The organism is Exiguobacterium sp. s125, from assembly GCF_018618605.1.
Lineage (GTDB): Bacteria > Bacillota > Bacilli > Exiguobacteriales > Exiguobacteriaceae > Exiguobacterium_A > Exiguobacterium_A oxidotolerans.
The window spans coordinates 893,233-910,491 of record NZ_JACSMI010000001.1 but is presented as its reverse complement, the minus strand read 5'-3'; the positions used below and the strand labels follow the sequence as shown (position 1 = coordinate 910,491).

Below are 17,259 nucleotides of genomic sequence, written 5' to 3'. Positions count from 1 at the left end.
GAACAGAGAGTTAGAGGGGGAGTTTTGCAAATGAAACAATATCACGACCTATGCCATGAAATTCTGACGAACGGGACAAAAAAAGAAGATCGGACGGGAACCGGGACGACGAGCATCTTCGGTCATCAAATGCGGTTCCCGCTTAAGGACGGATTTCCGATGGTCACGACGAAGAAATTACATATGAAATCAATCATCCATGAATTGATTTGGTTCATTTCTGGGAACACGAACATTGCTTACCTACAAGAAAACGGAGTTCGAATTTGGAATGAGTGGGCAGACGAAGACGGGAATCTAGGTCCGGTTTACGGAGCACAATGGCGTTCCTTTCCTAAGCCAGACGGAACGACAGTTGATCAACTCGCAAATGTCATCGAGCAAATCAAAACAAATCCAGATTCTCGCCGCCTCATCGTCAGTGCCTGGAATCCGGGACAAGTAGACGAGATGGCATTACCGCCGTGCCACCTCTTGTTTCAATTCTACGTCGCCGACGGCAAACTTTCTTGTCAGCTCTACCAGCGTTCGGCAGACGTCTTTTTGGGAGTACCGTTTAATATCGCCTCATACGCCTTATTGACACATATGGTCGCACATGTCTGTAAACTTGAAGTCGGGGATTTTGTCCATACGTTAGGAGATGCACATATCTACTCCAATCACATGGATCAAGTTAATCTTCAATTGAGTCGGACGCCCAAACCACTCCCACGGCTCCGTTTCGCCCGCGAAGTGACTCGTATAGAGGACTTCCGTTTCGAAGATATCATCATCGAAGAGTATGATCCTGATCCACACATTAAAGGAGTCGTCGCCGTATGATTTCACATATCGTCGCCTATACGAAAAATCGTGTCATCGGTCGTGATAATGAGATGCCTTGGCATCTTCCAGCTGACCTCGCTCATTTTAAACGCGTGACACTTGGCAAACCGATCATCATGGGGCGAAAGACTTTTGAATCAATCGGACGTCCGTTACCCGGGCGACAAAATATCGTCGTTACGCGAGATGAACAGTTTCAAGCAGACGGTGTCACGATTTGGTACAATCTCGATTCACTCTCTGCCATAATTAATTCAGAAGAAGAAGTCTTTTTGATCGGGGGCGGCGAACTGTTCCGCCAAACCTTGCCAGTTGCAAAACGTCTCTACGTGACCGAAATTGAAGCCGAGATCGACGGGGATGTTTTTTATCCCTCCATCCCTTCGCACTTCACTTTATTAGAAGAAGCATTTTATCCGGCTAACAAAGAAAATACATTTGCATTCTCGATAAAATGCTTTGAACAATAACATTAAAAGATGACCCCTTTTACTACATAGCAGGGGTCATCTTTTTGTATCGTTTAAGAACGCTTCCACATATAAAATTGGACGGGAAGCACGAAATCAAAGGTCCCTCGTTCAAGAGATTTTTGATTAATCCTTCGATGTCGACTGAGAGTCTTCCTTTACTTTATTTATTAATTTACCACTTTTGTAAAACTCGTCTTTTCCAGATAGTTTTGTTCGATTCGCACAGCAACCAAGTGATACAGAATTGAACTAAAGTCTCCTTGCTGGCTTTTTTGCTGCAAGTCAGCTCCCGTGTAAGGTTCTGGTAAGCTCAGACCGATGTACATAAGCTCATCACCAGAATATACGTTTCCATTCACCCTGTAATTTTTCTCTGGATCAAGCCCGCTCAACTTTAACCGTTTCAAACGTGGATTAGGACGCGCTAATACCTGATAGTGAGCAATAAGGGCCTCTTCTTTATTTCCAGAGATGACGGACCATGCTGTCTCGTTGCCATCTCCGTCAAAAGGACTGACTAATCTTTTAAAGATGCCCGTGTGCAATAACTTACGATGCTTCTTAAAAAAATGAATTTGTTGCTTGATTTCTTCCTGCTCTTCGAAGGACAGTCTAGTGATGTCCAATTCATATCCGAATGTACCAAAGAACGCTACGTTTGCACGAGTGGCAAGACTCGTATGACGGTGGACTTGATGATTCGGTACAGCCGATACATGTGCTCCTATAGAACTGAGCGGATAAACAATTGACGTTCCATATTGAATTTTTAATCGTTCGACTGCATCCGTATCATCACTGGCCCAAGCTTGTGGTGCATAATACAACATACCAGGATCAAATCTGGCCCCCCCGCTTGCACACGATTCAAATAAAATAGCTGGAAACGCTTCGATTAATCGTTCGTAAAGTGCATAAACCCCTAAAATATATCGGTGTGCGACTTCCTGCTGTCGTTCATACGGTAACGTAGCAGAACCAATTTCAGTCATATACCGGTTCATATCCCATTTGACGTAAGATATGTCGGCACTTCCTAATATAGTAGTCATTTGTTCAAAGAGATGATCTACAACCTCTTCGCGGGAAAAATCAAGTACATATTGATGACGCCCATGTGAATGATGATAGCCAGGTACTTCGATAATCCAGTCCGGATGTTCCTGGAATAGTCGGCTTTTTTTTGACACCATTTCCGGTTCAAACCATAAACCAAATGACAGTCCAGTCTGTCTGATCCGGTTGACAAGGTGTGGCATTCCATTTGGAAGTTTCTTTTCATTGATATACCAATCACCAAGAGATGTTGTGTCATCTTCTCTTTGACCGAACCATCCGTCATCGAGAACAAACAATTCAACACCTAGTTTCTGTGCAGTTTGTGCAATCGTAACAATTTTATCTTCATCAAAGTCAAAATAAGTTGCTTCCCAATTATTAATCAAGGTTGGTCGTTCACGATCACGCCAAACACCTCTCGCTAATCGCGTCCGGTATAAACGATGGTAAGTTTCACTCATCTCGTTGATACCTTGATTCGAGTATACTAAAATGACTTCCGGCGTTTCGAATTGTTCCGTGGCATCAAGTATCCATTTAAAATCAAATGGATGAATCCCAAGCTGGACACGGGTCGTATTAAAATGATCAACTTCGATTTGCCCTAAGAAATTTCCACTATAGATTAGGCTGAATCCGAATACTTCACCAGAATGCTCTGTCGTACCGGGACGTTTCAAGGCCAAAAATGGATTGTGTTGACTGCTACTTGTTCCTCGCGTACTTGAGATACTCTGTATCCCAGGACGTAAATGATGTTGCTCTAAATGTCGTTCACGCGCCCACGCACCTGATAGCTGTAGCAGTTCATAATCGGCATCGTCTAAATCAACTGACATGCTGAGTGCACGTGTTAATTCAAGTCGTCCCTGTCCCGTATTACAATACTTAACTTGACGGGATAATGCATTTGTCTGTTCAAAAACACTGTATGACAAAATAGTCTCAAGACCGGATTGTTCATCACGTAACGTTATTTTTAAGGTTGTTGCCTCTGTTTCATCTTCTACATAAGTAGCAGGAAGACCATCAAGTTTCGATTTCCCTTTAAAAAGATCATGTGATACGTATATTAACTCACTTATTCGATGCCCTGTTTCATGTACGACTTGGAATGCAGGTTCGCGATAATCCGTCGTACCGTAACTCGGAAATTCCTGTTGTGTCGTTTCTAACGAAAAAGCAAGGTCACCCTCTGTGACACATGAAAGGGTTGCTCGTGGTACTTGGCGCATAAGATGTGAAAAATTCTTTTGATGCCTGATTTTTCTTCCATAATATAAATGACCAAGCTGACCATTCGGTAAAACGTGAAGAATATAGCTAAAATCCTTACCTTGAATATGAAATTGTGGTGTAGGTGAACTATTGTAATAAATCGCCATAGAAAATTCCTCCTTTCTCTTTTAAGAAGCTTCTTCCTGATTACGTTTCACTTCTTTGACTTGATCCTTGATGAAGAATGTACAGAGTACAACCCCTATCAAGAAGAACAGCGGTAAGTTAAAACCGGCACGAACACCGACAAATTCCATCATATATCCAACGAGCCAAGTTGAAAACATCGCACCTAGACCTGCTGCCGTATATAAAAACCCAAGTGCTGACCCCGCATTTTTAAATAGCGATGTAGCGAGCGCAATTGCCGTCGGGAAAATGACTGAAAAAAATGCACCTGACACACCATATAATATGGCAATCGAATCTGGACCGAATTTAGCGAAGCTAAATGTCAAAATAGCAAGAGATGCAAAAACGAAAATCACTCGTTTTTCACCGTATCGATCGACGATGATTCCCCCCAGTAAACGTCCTATTGTAAAAACAGCGAAGAAAATTGAAAGATACAACGCACCTTTTGAACGGGCTTCTTCCAGTTGAATTCCTTCAAGATAGGCTGGAAGCCAACTGGCAAATCCCGCTTCCGCCCCAACGTATAGTGTTAGTAACAACATCAATAAAACGAACTGACGATTTTTTAACATCCCAAAAAATTGTTTTAAATCAAGGGCTTCCTTTTCAACAGTTTGCTTAGGCATTGGCGCCTTCAGTGTATAGAATGCAAAGAGGATTAAAGTAACCCCGAGTACGATATAGATTGTACGCCAAGATACAGCAACGCCAAATAGATAGTTCAAAAGGAGCGGAGCAATGAATGCACCAATTCCGTATACTCCCATCATGACGTTAAACATTAAGCCTTGTTTTTGTGGAAAAATGGGTGGAACAATTGCATTTGAACCAATCGTCATCGTTCCAAGCCCTATCCCGACGATCGCATAAAACAAAGCAAATATTGCAAAATTGTTTGAAAATCCTGTACCAGTCAAACCGATTATCATAATGATCGTTCCACCTGCCATCATGAACCGGATACCGCGTTTATCTGATATGTATCCTCCAAATAAACTTGATAAGAAAAATCCCGTATAGTAAATTCCCATCATTATTCCAATGTCGTTATAACCAAACCCTAAATCCTCTTGGGCACGCGGGAGTATTACTCCTTTTGAATAATTAATTGCTCCAAGCGTAAACATAACAAAGAACATAATGATCAGCGCAGCTACCTTTTTAGGTGTGTCAAAGTGTTGTTTCCATTCCATTACAATAGACCCCGTTTCCTTTAAATGATGTATGAAGTACTGAATTCGTTATAATTAGTTTATTTTTTTGTAAGCGTTATCACAAGAAGCTATTTCTTCTTCATTTTACGTCTTATTGTGCTCTTTTTTTAAATTTAGAGCGTTTTCTATGCTATTTTATGCTATATTTACGAAATAAATATTTGAAATGATTATTTTTAAATATTTTTAGTTTTATTTAATCATTTTATGCTTTTTAATTAGCTAATTTATGCTATCAGGAGAAATGATATGACAAATGAGATTGAATATGGTTCTTATGCTTTTCGTTTTCCGGAATTCGTAAATGATATTGTTCAAATCTGGTCGGTTGGAAAAGATCATCAAACATCCTCTCTCTATCAGTGGAATGGATTAGAGCGTCGCGATAAAGGAAGTCTGATTTTTCAATATACACTTTCCGGCACAGGTCAATTACGTATAGATGGAAAAAATTATAGACTTGACCCCGGACATGGCTTCATTGTTTCTGTTCCAAGTGATTTTGAATATGGTGTCATTGAGGGAGAGCCTGATTGGACGTTCATCTATATTACATTACAAGGTGAAATTGCTAACCTTTGCTTCACTAAGCTACGAAAACGATTCGGTCCTGTCGTCCGCTTTCATCCGGAATCTGAACCGATTAAACGATTAACCACTATTTATGATGCAGCAGCAAGTGATACGATTTCAGATGGATTTCAAGCTTCGGCTCTTGGTTATACTTTTTTGATGGCACTCGAAACATTTCTTGCTAATCCAACCGACATGCTAACCGACACACCGCCCTCTATCGCTCGTTCTTTAGTTTACGCCCATGAACATTATGCAGATTCGTTGGGTATTGAGGACTTAGCGACGGTCGCTCGGTTATCACGTCACCATTTCTCGCGCTTGTTCAAAAAGACTGTCGGTATGACGCCAAACCATTACATTACTCGGCTTCGTGTCGAACGAGCTGCTGCCCTCTTAACAGAGACGTCTAAAACAATTGATCAAATCGCTAAAGAAATAGGTTATCCAAATTCAAATTACTTCAATAAAGTATTCCGAAAAGAAAGTAGTTATTCACCAAGTGAATTTCGTAAAAAGAAAGCACAATTATCTTTTTAGCCACACTGCAAATAAGGAAATTCCTTTTAGACGTACTCTAAAAGGAATTTCCTTATTTTTTAATACATTTACCGTAAGATTAACTGTCCTTGCGGATATGTAATGGTTACTGTTTTTCCAAAAACAACTCGATTTTCAAGAATATCCTTTGCAACGCGAATCGCAAATAAAGTCCGTTCCAATTCATCGTCCGGTTTATTCTGAGCTTTAATCAATTCTATCAATTGATGTTCCTTCGTAAGAAGCGTTTGATACATATCTTCAGCAACTGCTTTAAATTGTGTCATTATGAACCTCCCTAAACCGTCTGCCTGTCGCAACAGTGATGGTGCTATGATAAGTCGATGACTTGAGTCGGCCTTAAAATTTCACCCTGACCAGCTAAATTTAACATATCATATCTATGCTTAATTGAATCGGAAAATAACGAATAGGATAACATTGATTTATTATAATTTACTTAGTCCGTACTGAAATAGATATCTTCTCCAATCAAGTGCTATGAAGCATTCGAGGATATGCAAGACTTCCGGGAAATATCGTAATCATCAACTTATAGTGCGCAAACCATCACATCGAAAGAATCATGATAACCGAAGCACCCATTGCCGAATCTGTTCTTCGATTTGATTCGATTCGAGGGGAAGTAGACAGTAATCGACGACCCCCCGTTGTAATGCTTCTCCAAGCAGCGTACTTTCCTCCATGACAGTAACAATCGTTTCAATCGTATGTTCGCGTTCGTGTTTCCATTGATCGAGCAGACGGAAATCCGCTTCCGCAATCATCGATAACGGAACAAAGTTAAGTTGCATTACAGCCTCTGCCGGATCCTCGTATGGTAACACACGGAAATGATATTTTGGATGCTCCGGTACGTCAAGCTGACTCAAGTTCTGCAAAGGCATTCCGTCAATTTTTATCAAGCCTTCAATCTTTTCTTTTTCCGTTGCGACCGAGTACGCCACGACACGGTTCCGTCCTTTTCGTTTAGCTTGATAAAGTGCTTCATCTGCTTCGGATGTCATCTCTTCAAGGTCAAACGATGGTTGAGAGACAAGCGTTACACCGATTGAAACGGTGACCTTTAGACCGTTAGGAAATGTATGCCGTTCGATTCGTTCCCGAACTTTCCCCATCGTTACACACGCAGCTTCCACATGCTCTGTACTAAAGAGCAACATGAATTCCTCTCCACCAAATCGAATCATTTCATCCTCTTGGCGAATTGCTTGTTTCGTTAAAGATGCAAGCTCAGATAGCACGAGATCCCCTGTCGGATGTCCGTGTAAATCGTTAATCCGCTTAAAATGATCGAGATCAAAGATTGCCAGTGCAAATAATTGACCGTCACGCGCAAGGCGTGACACACGCCGTTGAAAAGCATTCTGTAAGTATTTACGATTGAACGCCCCGGTCAGTTCATCAACAAGAATCGTAGATGAGACAATTCGCAGCTTATGTAGTAGCCGTTTCAACCGGATTTGTCGTTCGATGAGCGTCACCGTTTCATCCCAGTAATCATCTGCTCCGAGCTGGTAACAATATTGACGCGTCTGTTGATTTTCCTCTCCGATAATAATCAAAGGGGTGAACGTCGCCTCTAATTTTTTGATTAACTTATCTAGCTGTACCTTTTTTGAAGCCCGGACAAGTTCATAGTCAATCAACAATGCATCCGTCGGTAAATCGTAACCGACCTCAAGCATATCTTCGACTGATCCAAAAAAACGGGTCATGTAACGTTCGTTTTCTAACGCCTTTTTCCACTGGACATTATCAAGAAACCGTTTCGTGATTGAGACGATTAATTCTTTTCGGACCATTTTTTTACGACCATATGCAGATAAATAGTCGATGACAGGTCGTAATTGAAGTTTTACCACCTCATGACCAATCGTCTTTTCTTCTGAAGGAAGTTCTTGTTCAAGCCGCGTCGCTTGTCGCGCAAAGAACTCCATGCTTTCTTGTTGACCGAGCCGCTCAAGCCAACTGGCGAACACTAGTAATTCCGCTGTCGGGACGGATTCCATCCGCAATAAACGTTCTACCATCAGAATCGTCTGATTGATTTGTTTCTCCAACTGCATTTGTTTATTTCTCAAAACATCCTCCCCCTCTTTCTCTACAACCGAAGCAGTGTTGCTTCGAGTGAAGAGAAAGCGAGGGAGGCACCCTCACTTTCAAATTAAGCCTTTAAATTCGGACTAATCATATCGGCTGGAACAATCCAGGAGTCATATTGTTCTTCTGTCAATAATCCTGTCGCCAATGCCGCTTCTTTTAACGTCGTTCCATTCTTATGTGCAGCTTTTGCAATCTTCGCTGCATTTTCATACCCGATGTGTGGATTTAAGGCTGTGACGAGCATGAGCGAGCGCTCTACATTTTCATCGATGACTGCTCGCTCCGGCTCGATACCAACTGCGCAGTGGTCGTTGAATGAATGGAGCGCGTCCGTCAACAGACGAACGGACTGAATGAAATTATACATAATGACCGGTTTGAAGACATTCAGCTCAAAGTTTCCCTGGCTCGCAGCAAATCCAATCGTCGCATCATTTCCAAGCACTTGTGCCGCGACCATCGTCAATGCTTCACTCTGTGTCGGATTGACTTTCCCTGGCATGATTGAACTACCCGGCTCATTTTCAGGAATCGTGATTTCACCAATTCCTGCTCGTGGACCTGACGCGAGCCAGCGGACATCATTGGCGATTTTCATCGCGTCCATCGCAAGCGCTTTAATGGCACCATGCGCGAAGACAAGCTGATCATGGCTCGTCAAGGCATGAAATTTGTTCTCAGCGCTGACGAATGCTTTTCCTGTCTCTTGACTCATTTTTTCAGCAGCCCGGTCCCCGAACTCTGGGTGCGCATTGATCCCTGTCCCGACAGCCGTTCCTCCAATCGCGAGTTCCGTCAATGGATCAAGCGTCAACGTAATCATTTTTTTCGATAAATCGAGCATTCGGACCCAGCCGCTGATTTCCTGACCGAGTGTAATCGGTGTCGCGTCTTGTAAATGTGTCCGTCCAATCTTGACGATGTCAGAAAATGCCTTCGCTTTTTCGTCAAGCGTCGCATGAATGGCTTCAATCGCCGGGAACAAGTCATCAATGACGACCGTTTTGGCTGCGATGTGCATGGCCGTCGGATATGTATCATTTGAACTTTGTGATTTATTGACGTCATCATTCGGATGAATCGTCAAGTCGCTGCCACGTTCTTGTAACTTACGTGTCCCAACGCGTGCAATCACTTCGTTGACGTTCATGTTCGATTGTGTGCCGGACCCCGTCTGCCACACGACCAGTGGAAACTCCTCATCGAATTGCCCCGCGATGATCTCGTCACAAACTTCTGCAATCACGTCTGCCTTTTCCCGGTCGAGTACACCGAGGTCTCGATTGGCTAACGCTGCGCCTTTTTTTAAGACGGCAAAGGCACGAATAATTTCGATTGGCATCTTTTCTGTACCGATTTTAAAGTTCTCTAAACTCCGTTGTGTTTGTGCGCCCCATTCCTTTGAATCCAAAACACGAATTTCCCCCATCGTGTCTCGCTCTAAACGATATTCCATTGTTGTTTCCCCCTTTTTTTCATCTTACACCTTATCAGTTTAACGGAAAAAACGTTGAATGGGAATGATAGAGCGTTGTTTGGGGAATAGTTTGTTAATCGAAAAGGAGTGAATGCAGTATGTGGTTTATCAATCTGACGATTGTCTTACTTTTAATCGTCGCAAACGGGATTTTTGCAATGACCGAACTTGCGCTGTTGTCTTCAAAACGCCAGAAACTGCAACAGTATGCGGATGAAGGAAAAAAATCAGCCCAAATTGCACTTGATTTTTTAGATCGTCCGACGGATTTACTATCGACGGTCCAAGTCGGCATCACTTTGATTGGAATCGTCAACGGCGCGTTCGGCGGCGCTGCTTTATCGCAACCTGTCATCCGCTGGCTCGGTCAATTTTCTTGGCTTGAAGCCTATGCCAGTACGCTCGGATATATTTTCGTCGTCACAATCATCACGTATATTTCACTTGTCATCGGTGAATTAGTCCCGAAACGGATTGCTCTCGTCAGTCCGGAACGTGTCACGATGTGGCTCGCCCAACCGATGCGTTTTTTTTCAACACTCCTTCGTCCGTTCATCTACATTTTGAGTAAGTCGACGAGTGGCATTTTCCGATTGATTGGCCTCGATCGTCTCGAAAGCGAAGATGAGACAGAAGATGAAGTGAAACAGTTGTTGATTCGTGGTGCTCAGGAAGGAATCTTTGCAGATTCGGAAGCCGAACAAGTCTCTCGTGTCTTTGCGTTCCACGATCAATACGCCTATGAATTAATGGAACCCCGGACCGTCACGGAGTGGATTGATTTAAACGATTCACCTGAACAAATCTTAAATGATTTACGTCGGGCGAAGCACCGGAATTTGCCCGTCGGACACGATGATTTGGATCATTTTGTGGGCTATATCGATGCGAAAGAAGTCTTAGCATCCGATACTCCCGCCTTGACGATTGAACGCTACATCCAGACACCGCTTATTGTCCCTCGACAGCTTAAAGCAACAGACTTACTCGAGCGGATGCGGAAAGAAACCGTCTCGATTGCCTTTGTCCTCGATGAATACGGTGGTTTTTTAGGAATGATAACATTATTTGATATATTGGAAGCCTTCGTCGGAGAAATTTCAACGATCGAGGAAGAACCAGAGCTGATCATGCGAAGTGATGGCTCCTATTTAGCAGACGGATTGTTGCATATCGATGATTTGAAACGAACGCTCGGTTTGACGACACCACTCCCGGGTGAAGTCCAGAATGCGTATCATACGGTAGCTGGACTGATTTTATATACACTCGGCGAATTTCCACAGCGTGGCAGTCACGTCATGATCGCCGATTATCGTTTTGAAGTCGTTGATTTGGATGGACGTCGCATCGATCAAGTCTTAATCGAAAAAGCCGCTCCTGATTTGTAATATCAGAAAAACGACCTGATTGCACCGAGTTACTCGGACAAACAGGTCGTTTTTAAATTAAAACTCATTTAATGCTTCACGTGCCACACGGTCCGCTTTATTTTCAGACCGCGGAATCCACTTGACGAATGCCAGTGGTAATTGTGAATACCGTTCGAATGCCGGATCAAAATAAACTTGAATGCGCTTGTTCTTGGCAAACTCGCGTTCGACCGCTAACGAAACTGCTTCCGAGTCCGTCCGGAACGAAAAGACACTTTCTCCTGCGTTCAATAACTCTTCCGCTAATTCGACCGCTCGTGCAAACGCCTGGAATTCCGCTTCATGATTGTTGACCGCGGTAATCCGAAACGTTCGTTCGATGACTTCTCCTGCGGAATTCTTACAGAAGATTCCTACCGTCGCGTCATCATTCGATGGCCGAACAGCCCCATCAAAATACATTTCAACCATGTTCAATCGCCGCCTTTACACCTTTTCGGATTGCTTGTTCATCTAAATTTTTTCCGATGAAAACTAGCGTCGTTTGTTTCTCTTGCTCGAACATTCCACGTACTGCTGTTCCGTAAATCATTCCGGTGCCTTGAAGAATCGTCTTTTGATCCGTATCCGCGAAACGAATGATTCCTTTATAGCGGTATAAATCTTCCGCATAGGCTTCGAGTACTTCACGCAAAACGGCACCGAAACGATTCCGATTCAACGGCTGCACTTCCGTAATCGTCAATGCCGTGAACGAATCTGCCGCTCGTTCGAAGCGATCATCTTGTTGTAATAAACGTTCTTCTTCCGCTTTTGGAAAATGGAACGTTTCAAATAAATTTGCTACCTCGACACGTGACTCGACTGTCGGAATGATATGTGCCGTCGGATTCAAGACTTCGAGCCGGGCGATGATGTCGGTTCGTGCAGCATCCGGTACCAAATCCACTTTATTCAGTAACAAAACATCGGCAAAGCCAATTTGTCTGACATTCTCTTCAAACGTCAATTCTCGTTCGAGATGGTACGCGTCGACGACCGTGATGACGCTCGAGAGTTGATATTGTTGTTCAATTGCCGGTTCAAAGTAGAATGTTTGGAGGATTGGGCCCGGATCAGCAATTCCTGTCGTTTCAATCAATAAACGATTGAATACCATCTCACCTGCGCGTCGTTTTTTAGCAATCCGTAATAACGCCTCTCGTAAATCGCCACGAATCGAACAGCAGATGCATCCATTCGTCAATTCAATCATCTCTTCGTCACTTCGTTCAATCAAAGCTTCATCGATATGGACTGATCCTACCTCATTGACGAGCAGCGCCACCTTTTCGGTCGGATGGGAGACAATATGATTCAACAGTGTCGTTTTTCCCGCTCCTAAAAAACCCGTAATCAATGTCGTTTTAATTCGTTCTTGCATAACTTTCACTCCTTACAGCAGTTGTGCCGTTCGCCATTTCTCTTTTCGTGCGTCCAGTAAATCAATCGCATGCAAATACCAGGATTCCGTTGTTTGTGGCGTGACACTTGAACCCCATTCTTTTTTTCCATGATGCGATAAGATGAGATGCATCATCCGATGATGCATGTCTAACGGAATCCGGAGTGCCTCGTCACGCAACGCGCGTTCGAACACAAAACAGCCGTATGGCATATGTCCGACTAGACTTCCAAGCGGATCAATCGCAATACCGGATAACGTTTCCTCTGCCGCATCGACTTGCAGTAAGTCCGTGAAGCGACTTGGTGTTGCGCCGAGATGATTATACTCCCAAATCTTTCCGATGTCATGCAACAAGACACCTAACAAGAGTTCATCCTGATTCGGTTCTTGATCGAGAAGCGTAATCGACCGTGCCGCCTGATAAAGAGAATCGAAGCTGTCGTCCCAGGCAAATTGACGTGTCGCTCGCTCAGGAGCTTGAAATAAATCGTTTTTATGATCAGCTTCTGCTTCTTGAATACACTTGAGTAACGTCAAATAAGGTCGCTCCGATTGACAGATTCCTGCCGCGATCGTCATCATACAAGCAGTGTGCTTCATCAACCCACCAATATAGGCATGGTGATGGAACAATGCCGCTGGTCTCGTCGAAAAATCATCCCAATACAAGTTTAGACAACGCAGGGCAATCTGGCGGTAAGGTTGTTGCATTTGCTCGACTAGGCCAATCAATTGATCCCGGTAATCGCTCGCAGACTCTTCCATCGGCATCTGAGGTAACAATGTCGTTCCAGCGACATCATGGACGGCCTTGACGCGTTGAACAGTCAACGACTTATTGCCTGAGTCGACGGGATATTCCTCGACCTTGGCAGTAACGTGGACGATCCGCGTCTCTAGATAAGGACGCATCGCCTCTTCCGCCGTTCCTTGATTCAACCATTGTTTTCCTTTACAAGAACCACTCGATGAATTGAATGTAAACTGTAGCCATTCACGCCCTGTCTGACTCGTTCTGATTTCCGCAGAAGCGACTAAAAGTGTCTCTTCGATTTGTTCTCCCGGAACGTGACGTTCAATCAAAAAGCCGCCTGACGCATTTGATACGTCAACCACAAATTCATCCCCAAGGTAAGGTGGCATCTGTTGCTCTGGAATTGCTTTAAATAAGCGAATCATTTCCGAATCACTCCTCTCATCTCTATTGTCCATCATATCAAAGTCGCTCACCACCTGTACAAAACAAAAGAATGATTGTAAGCGTTTACTTAATCAGCTATGATGAATGCATATGTACAATACTTCCAATTAAGGAGGACTTTCATGATGCTTCGCTCACTCTCTTCAAGTTATGATGTCGTGATGCGCACAGCGCGAGATACAGTCGATCCAGCAACACGTGCTCAACTGAGGCAGGCCGTCGTCGCCTATGGCATAACGGCTAAAGATGAATCACCTTTACAGGCTTTAATCGAACAGGAGCTCCACTTATGTTGTATTCAAGTACAGCATGCCGGACTCGACGTTCAATCCGACCTCGTCAAGTTACTCGTCTTGTCCGCTTTCAGTAGTGATGCGGGATTTAGCACCGCAGAACTGAACAGTATGACACCAAATGCAATCAAAAGACAATTGTCTTCATACGATGCCATCTTCGCGCGTCTCATCCAAAAACTTTTTCTCCATCAGACACAAGTCGATATCATTTGCCAACGGCTACAACGTGTTCTGTGTGGTGCAGCAGAACAAAAGTGTTCGATTCGGGCACGTCGACTACAAGAGTCAACCCGCGTCACCTACTCTCATTAAAAAAGTCCTGACTCGAGTGAGTCAGGACTTTTTTTCAACGACCTGGCATTCCAGCTCCTTGAAAGGTGTATATTATGAAAATGCGGCATTCCGCTTCGTCATATTCTATAATCATCATCACAGATATTGAAGGTTCTGTCAATTGATTTTCAAAAAAAGTGGGTTGATCTCGTTAGAAATCAACCCGAATGGAAGAGTGAATAATTACCATGGCAATGCTTGATTTCATCATACAATGCAATGGAAGCGTTTACAAGCCTTTATCTAAAATTTTCTCAAGAAAATATTGTTCTTTTAATGGCAAATGTACGACTTCAATCCCGCTTTGGCGCATCAAGTTTAATCCATCGCCGTATTCATAACCCGTCGTATAGACGACGCGATCAATTTTTGAAGCGATTAAAGCTAAACTACATGCGTGACACGGACTATGCGTGACATAAGCCGTCGCATGACGCGCACTCGTCGAATCCGCAGCAAGTTTTCCTAACGCATTAATCTCCGCATGAATTTCATGTTGCTTTGACCATTCATGATGTTCTTGTTGGTTATCACAACGATAAAAAACTTCGCCATTATGTATAGTAGTATCAGATTCCAACACATTTTCATTGATTGATTTATAGAAAACCCCGTGTTGCTTTAAAAAAATTTCGTTGCAGTTCACATGCTGACTCGGTGTTCCATTGATTCCAATCGAAATTGGCTTTTCATCCTTGACGATGACGCATGCGACAGACTTCGAGGCACATTTCGAATGACGTTCTGCCATCATCTGGGCAAACAGTAACCAGGTCGTATCCCATTTCTCTTGTTTCGGATCCATAACGTTCACTCCTTAAACAATACGAAGGAACACGTAAACGTGTCCCTTAGTATCGTTGATTTGGTAATTCGCGACTTTTCGAAGCGACTTCAATGACTTTTTGTTTTAATTCATTTTCCATCCGCTCTAACTCATGCTCTGCATCGCGACGTTTCTGCTTCCCATCTTGTTGAATCCGCAGTGTCTCATCAAGCGTCTCGATTAAATTTTGATGCGCGACTTTTAACGATTCGACCGATACGATTCCTTTTTCATTCTCTTCTGCGATTTCGATCGATGAATCTTTTAAAAGACGTGAATTTTGTTCGAGCAATTGATTCGTCGTATTTGTAACATCCTTTTGCATCTGCAAAGCACTCTTTTGCCTAGACAGACTGAGTGAGAGGACGACTTGGTTTTTCCAAAGTGGAATCGTATTGACGACTGCAGATTCAATTTTTTCAGCAAGAATCTGGTTATTCTGCTGAATGACACGGATTTGCGGTGCCATTTGAAGACTGATCGTACGTGATAACTTTAAGTCGTGAATTTTTTTCTCGAACCGGTCCGTCAATTGAATCAAATCATTTAATTCTTGTAGTTTCGTCTGGTCACGTGAAACCTCGACTTCTGTCCGAAGCGGTTCGATCTCATTTTCTCTGACGTGTGCAATCTTCGTCTCACCCGCTGCGATGTAAAGATTTAGTTCCTCGAAGTAACGTCGATTTTTTTGATACATTTGATCAAGTAACGTAATGTCTTTCATTAAGCCAAACTTCGAACGATCTAAATTATGAACGACCTCTTCTAAATAAGCACTCATCTTTTCATATTGTAAGAAGTAGGTCTCCGCTTTTTTCTTCGCCCGTCCGATGACGGGAACGTTTGACCAAAAGCTTTTCTTTTCTTGTAACGAATCCGGGTCCATTTGACGGACACGTTGCATTAAATCCGACAACAGTTTTCCGGCGTCGCCACCATCTTTCATTTTGACTTCGCTTAACACTTGATCTGAAAATTGCGAGAGTTCCCGTTGAACCGGTGCTCCGAATTGCATGACGGCATCGGATTTATTCAAATCAATCACTTGAAGTAAACGTTCGATTTTTTGACGCTGTTCAGCTGGAACGTCACTTGGAATCATTTCTTCAACCGGACGAACTGGCGTCCGGTGTTTTGGTGTTTCCGCAAGATTCAGGTCAACTGATGGATCAGAAATCGTTGGTTGTGCCTGTTCCTCTGTTTTGGATTCGTCCGGCCACTCTTGCCATGAATTGTTATCAGAATGGGTCATGTTTATAACTCTCCTCCTGTTTTCTTTGTTCCGATTCTTGTGCCAAAACTTTTTCAATCGTTAAAAGTTCACGCTCTAAGTCGACCGTATCTCCTTCTAACAACAAGGATTGGTGTTGTTTTAATTTTTGAGCAATCATCTTCAAGTTCGCTTGCAGTTGTTCGCGTGTATCAAATTGCACTTGAGCCCCACGTCGTTCTAAATCTGCGAATTTTTCTGAAATCGATAATAAGGAATCGAGATAAAACGTGAAGAAGTCGCGTACTTTTTTTACTTCACGTGGTGCATTAAATAATTCTTCAAATAAAACATGTGCTTCGCGCGAGACGATTCGCATATCTGAACGTACTTCGCTGTCTCGGATCGATGGGATAATGCCATCGAATGCTTGTAACTTCACGAAACCTTCTTCGACGGTCCGTTGCAAGACTTGCAACTCCAAATCATCCGTTTCATCAAATCTGCGCGTCGCTTGTTCAGGCTTTAAGATGACGCTTCCGACAAATTGATCATCATCATCGAGTAACAATTTCTTTTTGACATTTTGTCGTTTTATCTCTGTTGATTTTCGTTCTGTCCGGTACCGCTTCCCGGGTTTCGCCCGGTAACCGCTCCAAATGAACCATAAACCGAGTGCTACGAAGATTCCGGAAAAGTTTAACGTATCTGCTATCTGAAGAAATACGAACATCAAACCAATCGATCCGAAAATCCACCATGTAGAAGATTTCATGTCATCCCCTCTTTCTATTGACTCCATCTATTTGTGTCATGAATGAATCTACTGTTTCTTATATCTTACCATTACGGATGTCTTAACAAAAAGT

Annotated in this window: 16 protein-coding genes; 5 read left to right on the top strand and 11 right to left on the bottom strand. The window is 43.1% G+C overall.

Features of this window, described 5'->3' with window-relative positions; all coding sequences use genetic code 11:
• The first annotated feature begins 30 nt into the window (after positions 1–30).
• A complete protein-coding gene (locus KNQ05_RS04450) occupies positions 31–825 on the top strand; it encodes a thymidylate synthase (RefSeq protein ID WP_214801807.1) in 795 nt (264 codons plus the stop codon).
• Positions 822–1,298 (top strand): dihydrofolate reductase, encoded by a 477-nt coding sequence (locus KNQ05_RS04445; protein WP_088837282.1) that lies wholly within the window; start codon positions 822–824, stop codon positions 1,296–1,298. The genes KNQ05_RS04450 and KNQ05_RS04445 overlap by 4 nt, the downstream gene beginning before the upstream one ends.
• A 170-nt stretch (positions 1,299–1,468) precedes the next feature.
• On the opposite strand, the gene KNQ05_RS04440 is transcribed toward KNQ05_RS04445, so the two are convergent.
• A complete protein-coding gene (locus KNQ05_RS04440) occupies positions 1,469–3,745 on the bottom strand; it encodes an alpha-galactosidase (protein WP_214801810.1) in 2,277 nt (758 codons plus the stop codon).
• Between the two features lie 21 nt (positions 3,746–3,766).
• A complete protein-coding gene (locus KNQ05_RS04435) occupies positions 3,767–4,966 on the bottom strand; it encodes an MFS transporter (RefSeq protein ID WP_088837284.1) in 1,200 nt (399 codons plus the stop codon).
• Between the two features lie 270 nt (positions 4,967–5,236).
• Between KNQ05_RS04435 and KNQ05_RS04430 the strand changes: the two genes are divergently transcribed.
• A complete protein-coding gene (locus KNQ05_RS04430) occupies positions 5,237–6,100 on the top strand; it encodes an AraC family transcriptional regulator (protein ID WP_214765090.1) in 864 nt (287 codons plus the stop codon).
• 68 nt (positions 6,101–6,168) lie between these two features.
• Here KNQ05_RS04430 and KNQ05_RS04425 read toward each other — a convergent pair whose 3' ends face one another.
• From KNQ05_RS04425 to fumC, 3 genes are all read right to left on the bottom strand, one after another.
• Positions 6,169–6,387 carry a hypothetical protein gene (locus tag KNQ05_RS04425; RefSeq protein WP_088837286.1) on the bottom strand — a complete coding sequence of 73 codons (219 nt, stop codon included), beginning with the start codon at positions 6,385–6,387 and terminating at the stop codon, positions 6,169–6,171.
• 297 nt (positions 6,388–6,684) lie between these two features.
• Positions 6,685–8,205: a GGDEF domain-containing protein gene (locus KNQ05_RS04420; RefSeq protein ID WP_088837287.1), complete on the bottom strand. Its 1,521-nt coding sequence runs from the start codon at positions 8,203–8,205 to the stop codon at positions 6,685–6,687.
• Positions 8,206–8,288: 83 nt separating this feature from the next.
• Entirely contained in the window at positions 8,289–9,683 is a 1,395-nt protein-coding gene (gene fumC / locus KNQ05_RS04415) for a class II fumarate hydratase (RefSeq protein ID WP_088837288.1), read from the bottom strand.
• 119 nt (positions 9,684–9,802) lie between these two features.
• Between fumC and KNQ05_RS04410 the strand changes: the two genes are divergently transcribed.
• Entirely contained in the window at positions 9,803–11,095 is a 1,293-nt protein-coding gene (locus KNQ05_RS04410) for a hemolysin family protein (RefSeq protein ID WP_214765092.1), read from the top strand.
• 57 nt (positions 11,096–11,152) lie between these two features.
• Here the strand turns inward: KNQ05_RS04410 and KNQ05_RS04405 are convergent, their stop codons facing one another.
• The 3 genes from KNQ05_RS04405 to KNQ05_RS04395 are packed head-to-tail and all read right to left on the bottom strand — an operon-like array spanning position 11,153 to position 13,703.
• Positions 11,153–11,548, bottom strand: a complete 396-nt coding sequence (locus KNQ05_RS04405; protein ID WP_029330538.1) for a ribonuclease HI family protein — start codon at positions 11,546–11,548, stop codon at positions 11,153–11,155.
• The gene (locus KNQ05_RS04400; RefSeq protein WP_214804464.1) at positions 11,541–12,500 is read right to left on the bottom strand and encodes a CobW family GTP-binding protein; all 960 of its coding nucleotides are present in this window, start codon (positions 12,498–12,500) and stop codon (positions 11,541–11,543) included. Before KNQ05_RS04400 ends, KNQ05_RS04405 begins: the two co-directional genes overlap by 8 nt.
• 12 nt (positions 12,501–12,512) lie before the next feature.
• Positions 12,513–13,703, bottom strand: a complete 1,191-nt coding sequence (locus KNQ05_RS04395) for an HD domain-containing protein (RefSeq protein WP_214765095.1) — start codon at positions 13,701–13,703, stop codon at positions 12,513–12,515.
• A 144-nt stretch (positions 13,704–13,847) separates the two neighbouring features.
• Here KNQ05_RS04395 and KNQ05_RS04390 point away from each other — a divergent pair, with 144 nt between their 5' ends.
• Positions 13,848–14,333: a hypothetical protein gene (locus tag KNQ05_RS04390; RefSeq protein WP_214804462.1), complete on the top strand. Its 486-nt coding sequence runs from the start codon at positions 13,848–13,850 to the stop codon at positions 14,331–14,333.
• A gap of 250 nt (positions 14,334–14,583) precedes the next feature.
• Here the strand turns inward: KNQ05_RS04390 and KNQ05_RS04385 are convergent, their stop codons facing one another.
• From KNQ05_RS04385 to KNQ05_RS04375, 3 genes are read right to left on the bottom strand one after another with little or no spacing between them, the layout of a single operon-like run.
• Entirely contained in the window at positions 14,584–15,159 is a 576-nt protein-coding gene (locus KNQ05_RS04385) for a deoxycytidylate deaminase (RefSeq protein ID WP_214801818.1), read from the bottom strand.
• 46 nt (positions 15,160–15,205) lie between these two features.
• Positions 15,206–16,432 (bottom strand): toxic anion resistance protein, encoded by a 1,227-nt coding sequence (locus tag KNQ05_RS04380; protein WP_051667285.1) that lies wholly within the window; start codon positions 16,430–16,432, stop codon positions 15,206–15,208.
• Positions 16,419–17,165, bottom strand: a complete 747-nt coding sequence (locus KNQ05_RS04375) for a 5-bromo-4-chloroindolyl phosphate hydrolysis family protein (RefSeq protein ID WP_088837294.1) — start codon at positions 17,163–17,165, stop codon at positions 16,419–16,421. The genes KNQ05_RS04380 and KNQ05_RS04375 overlap by 14 nt, the downstream gene beginning before the upstream one ends.
• Positions 17,166–17,259 lie beyond the last annotated feature (94 nt).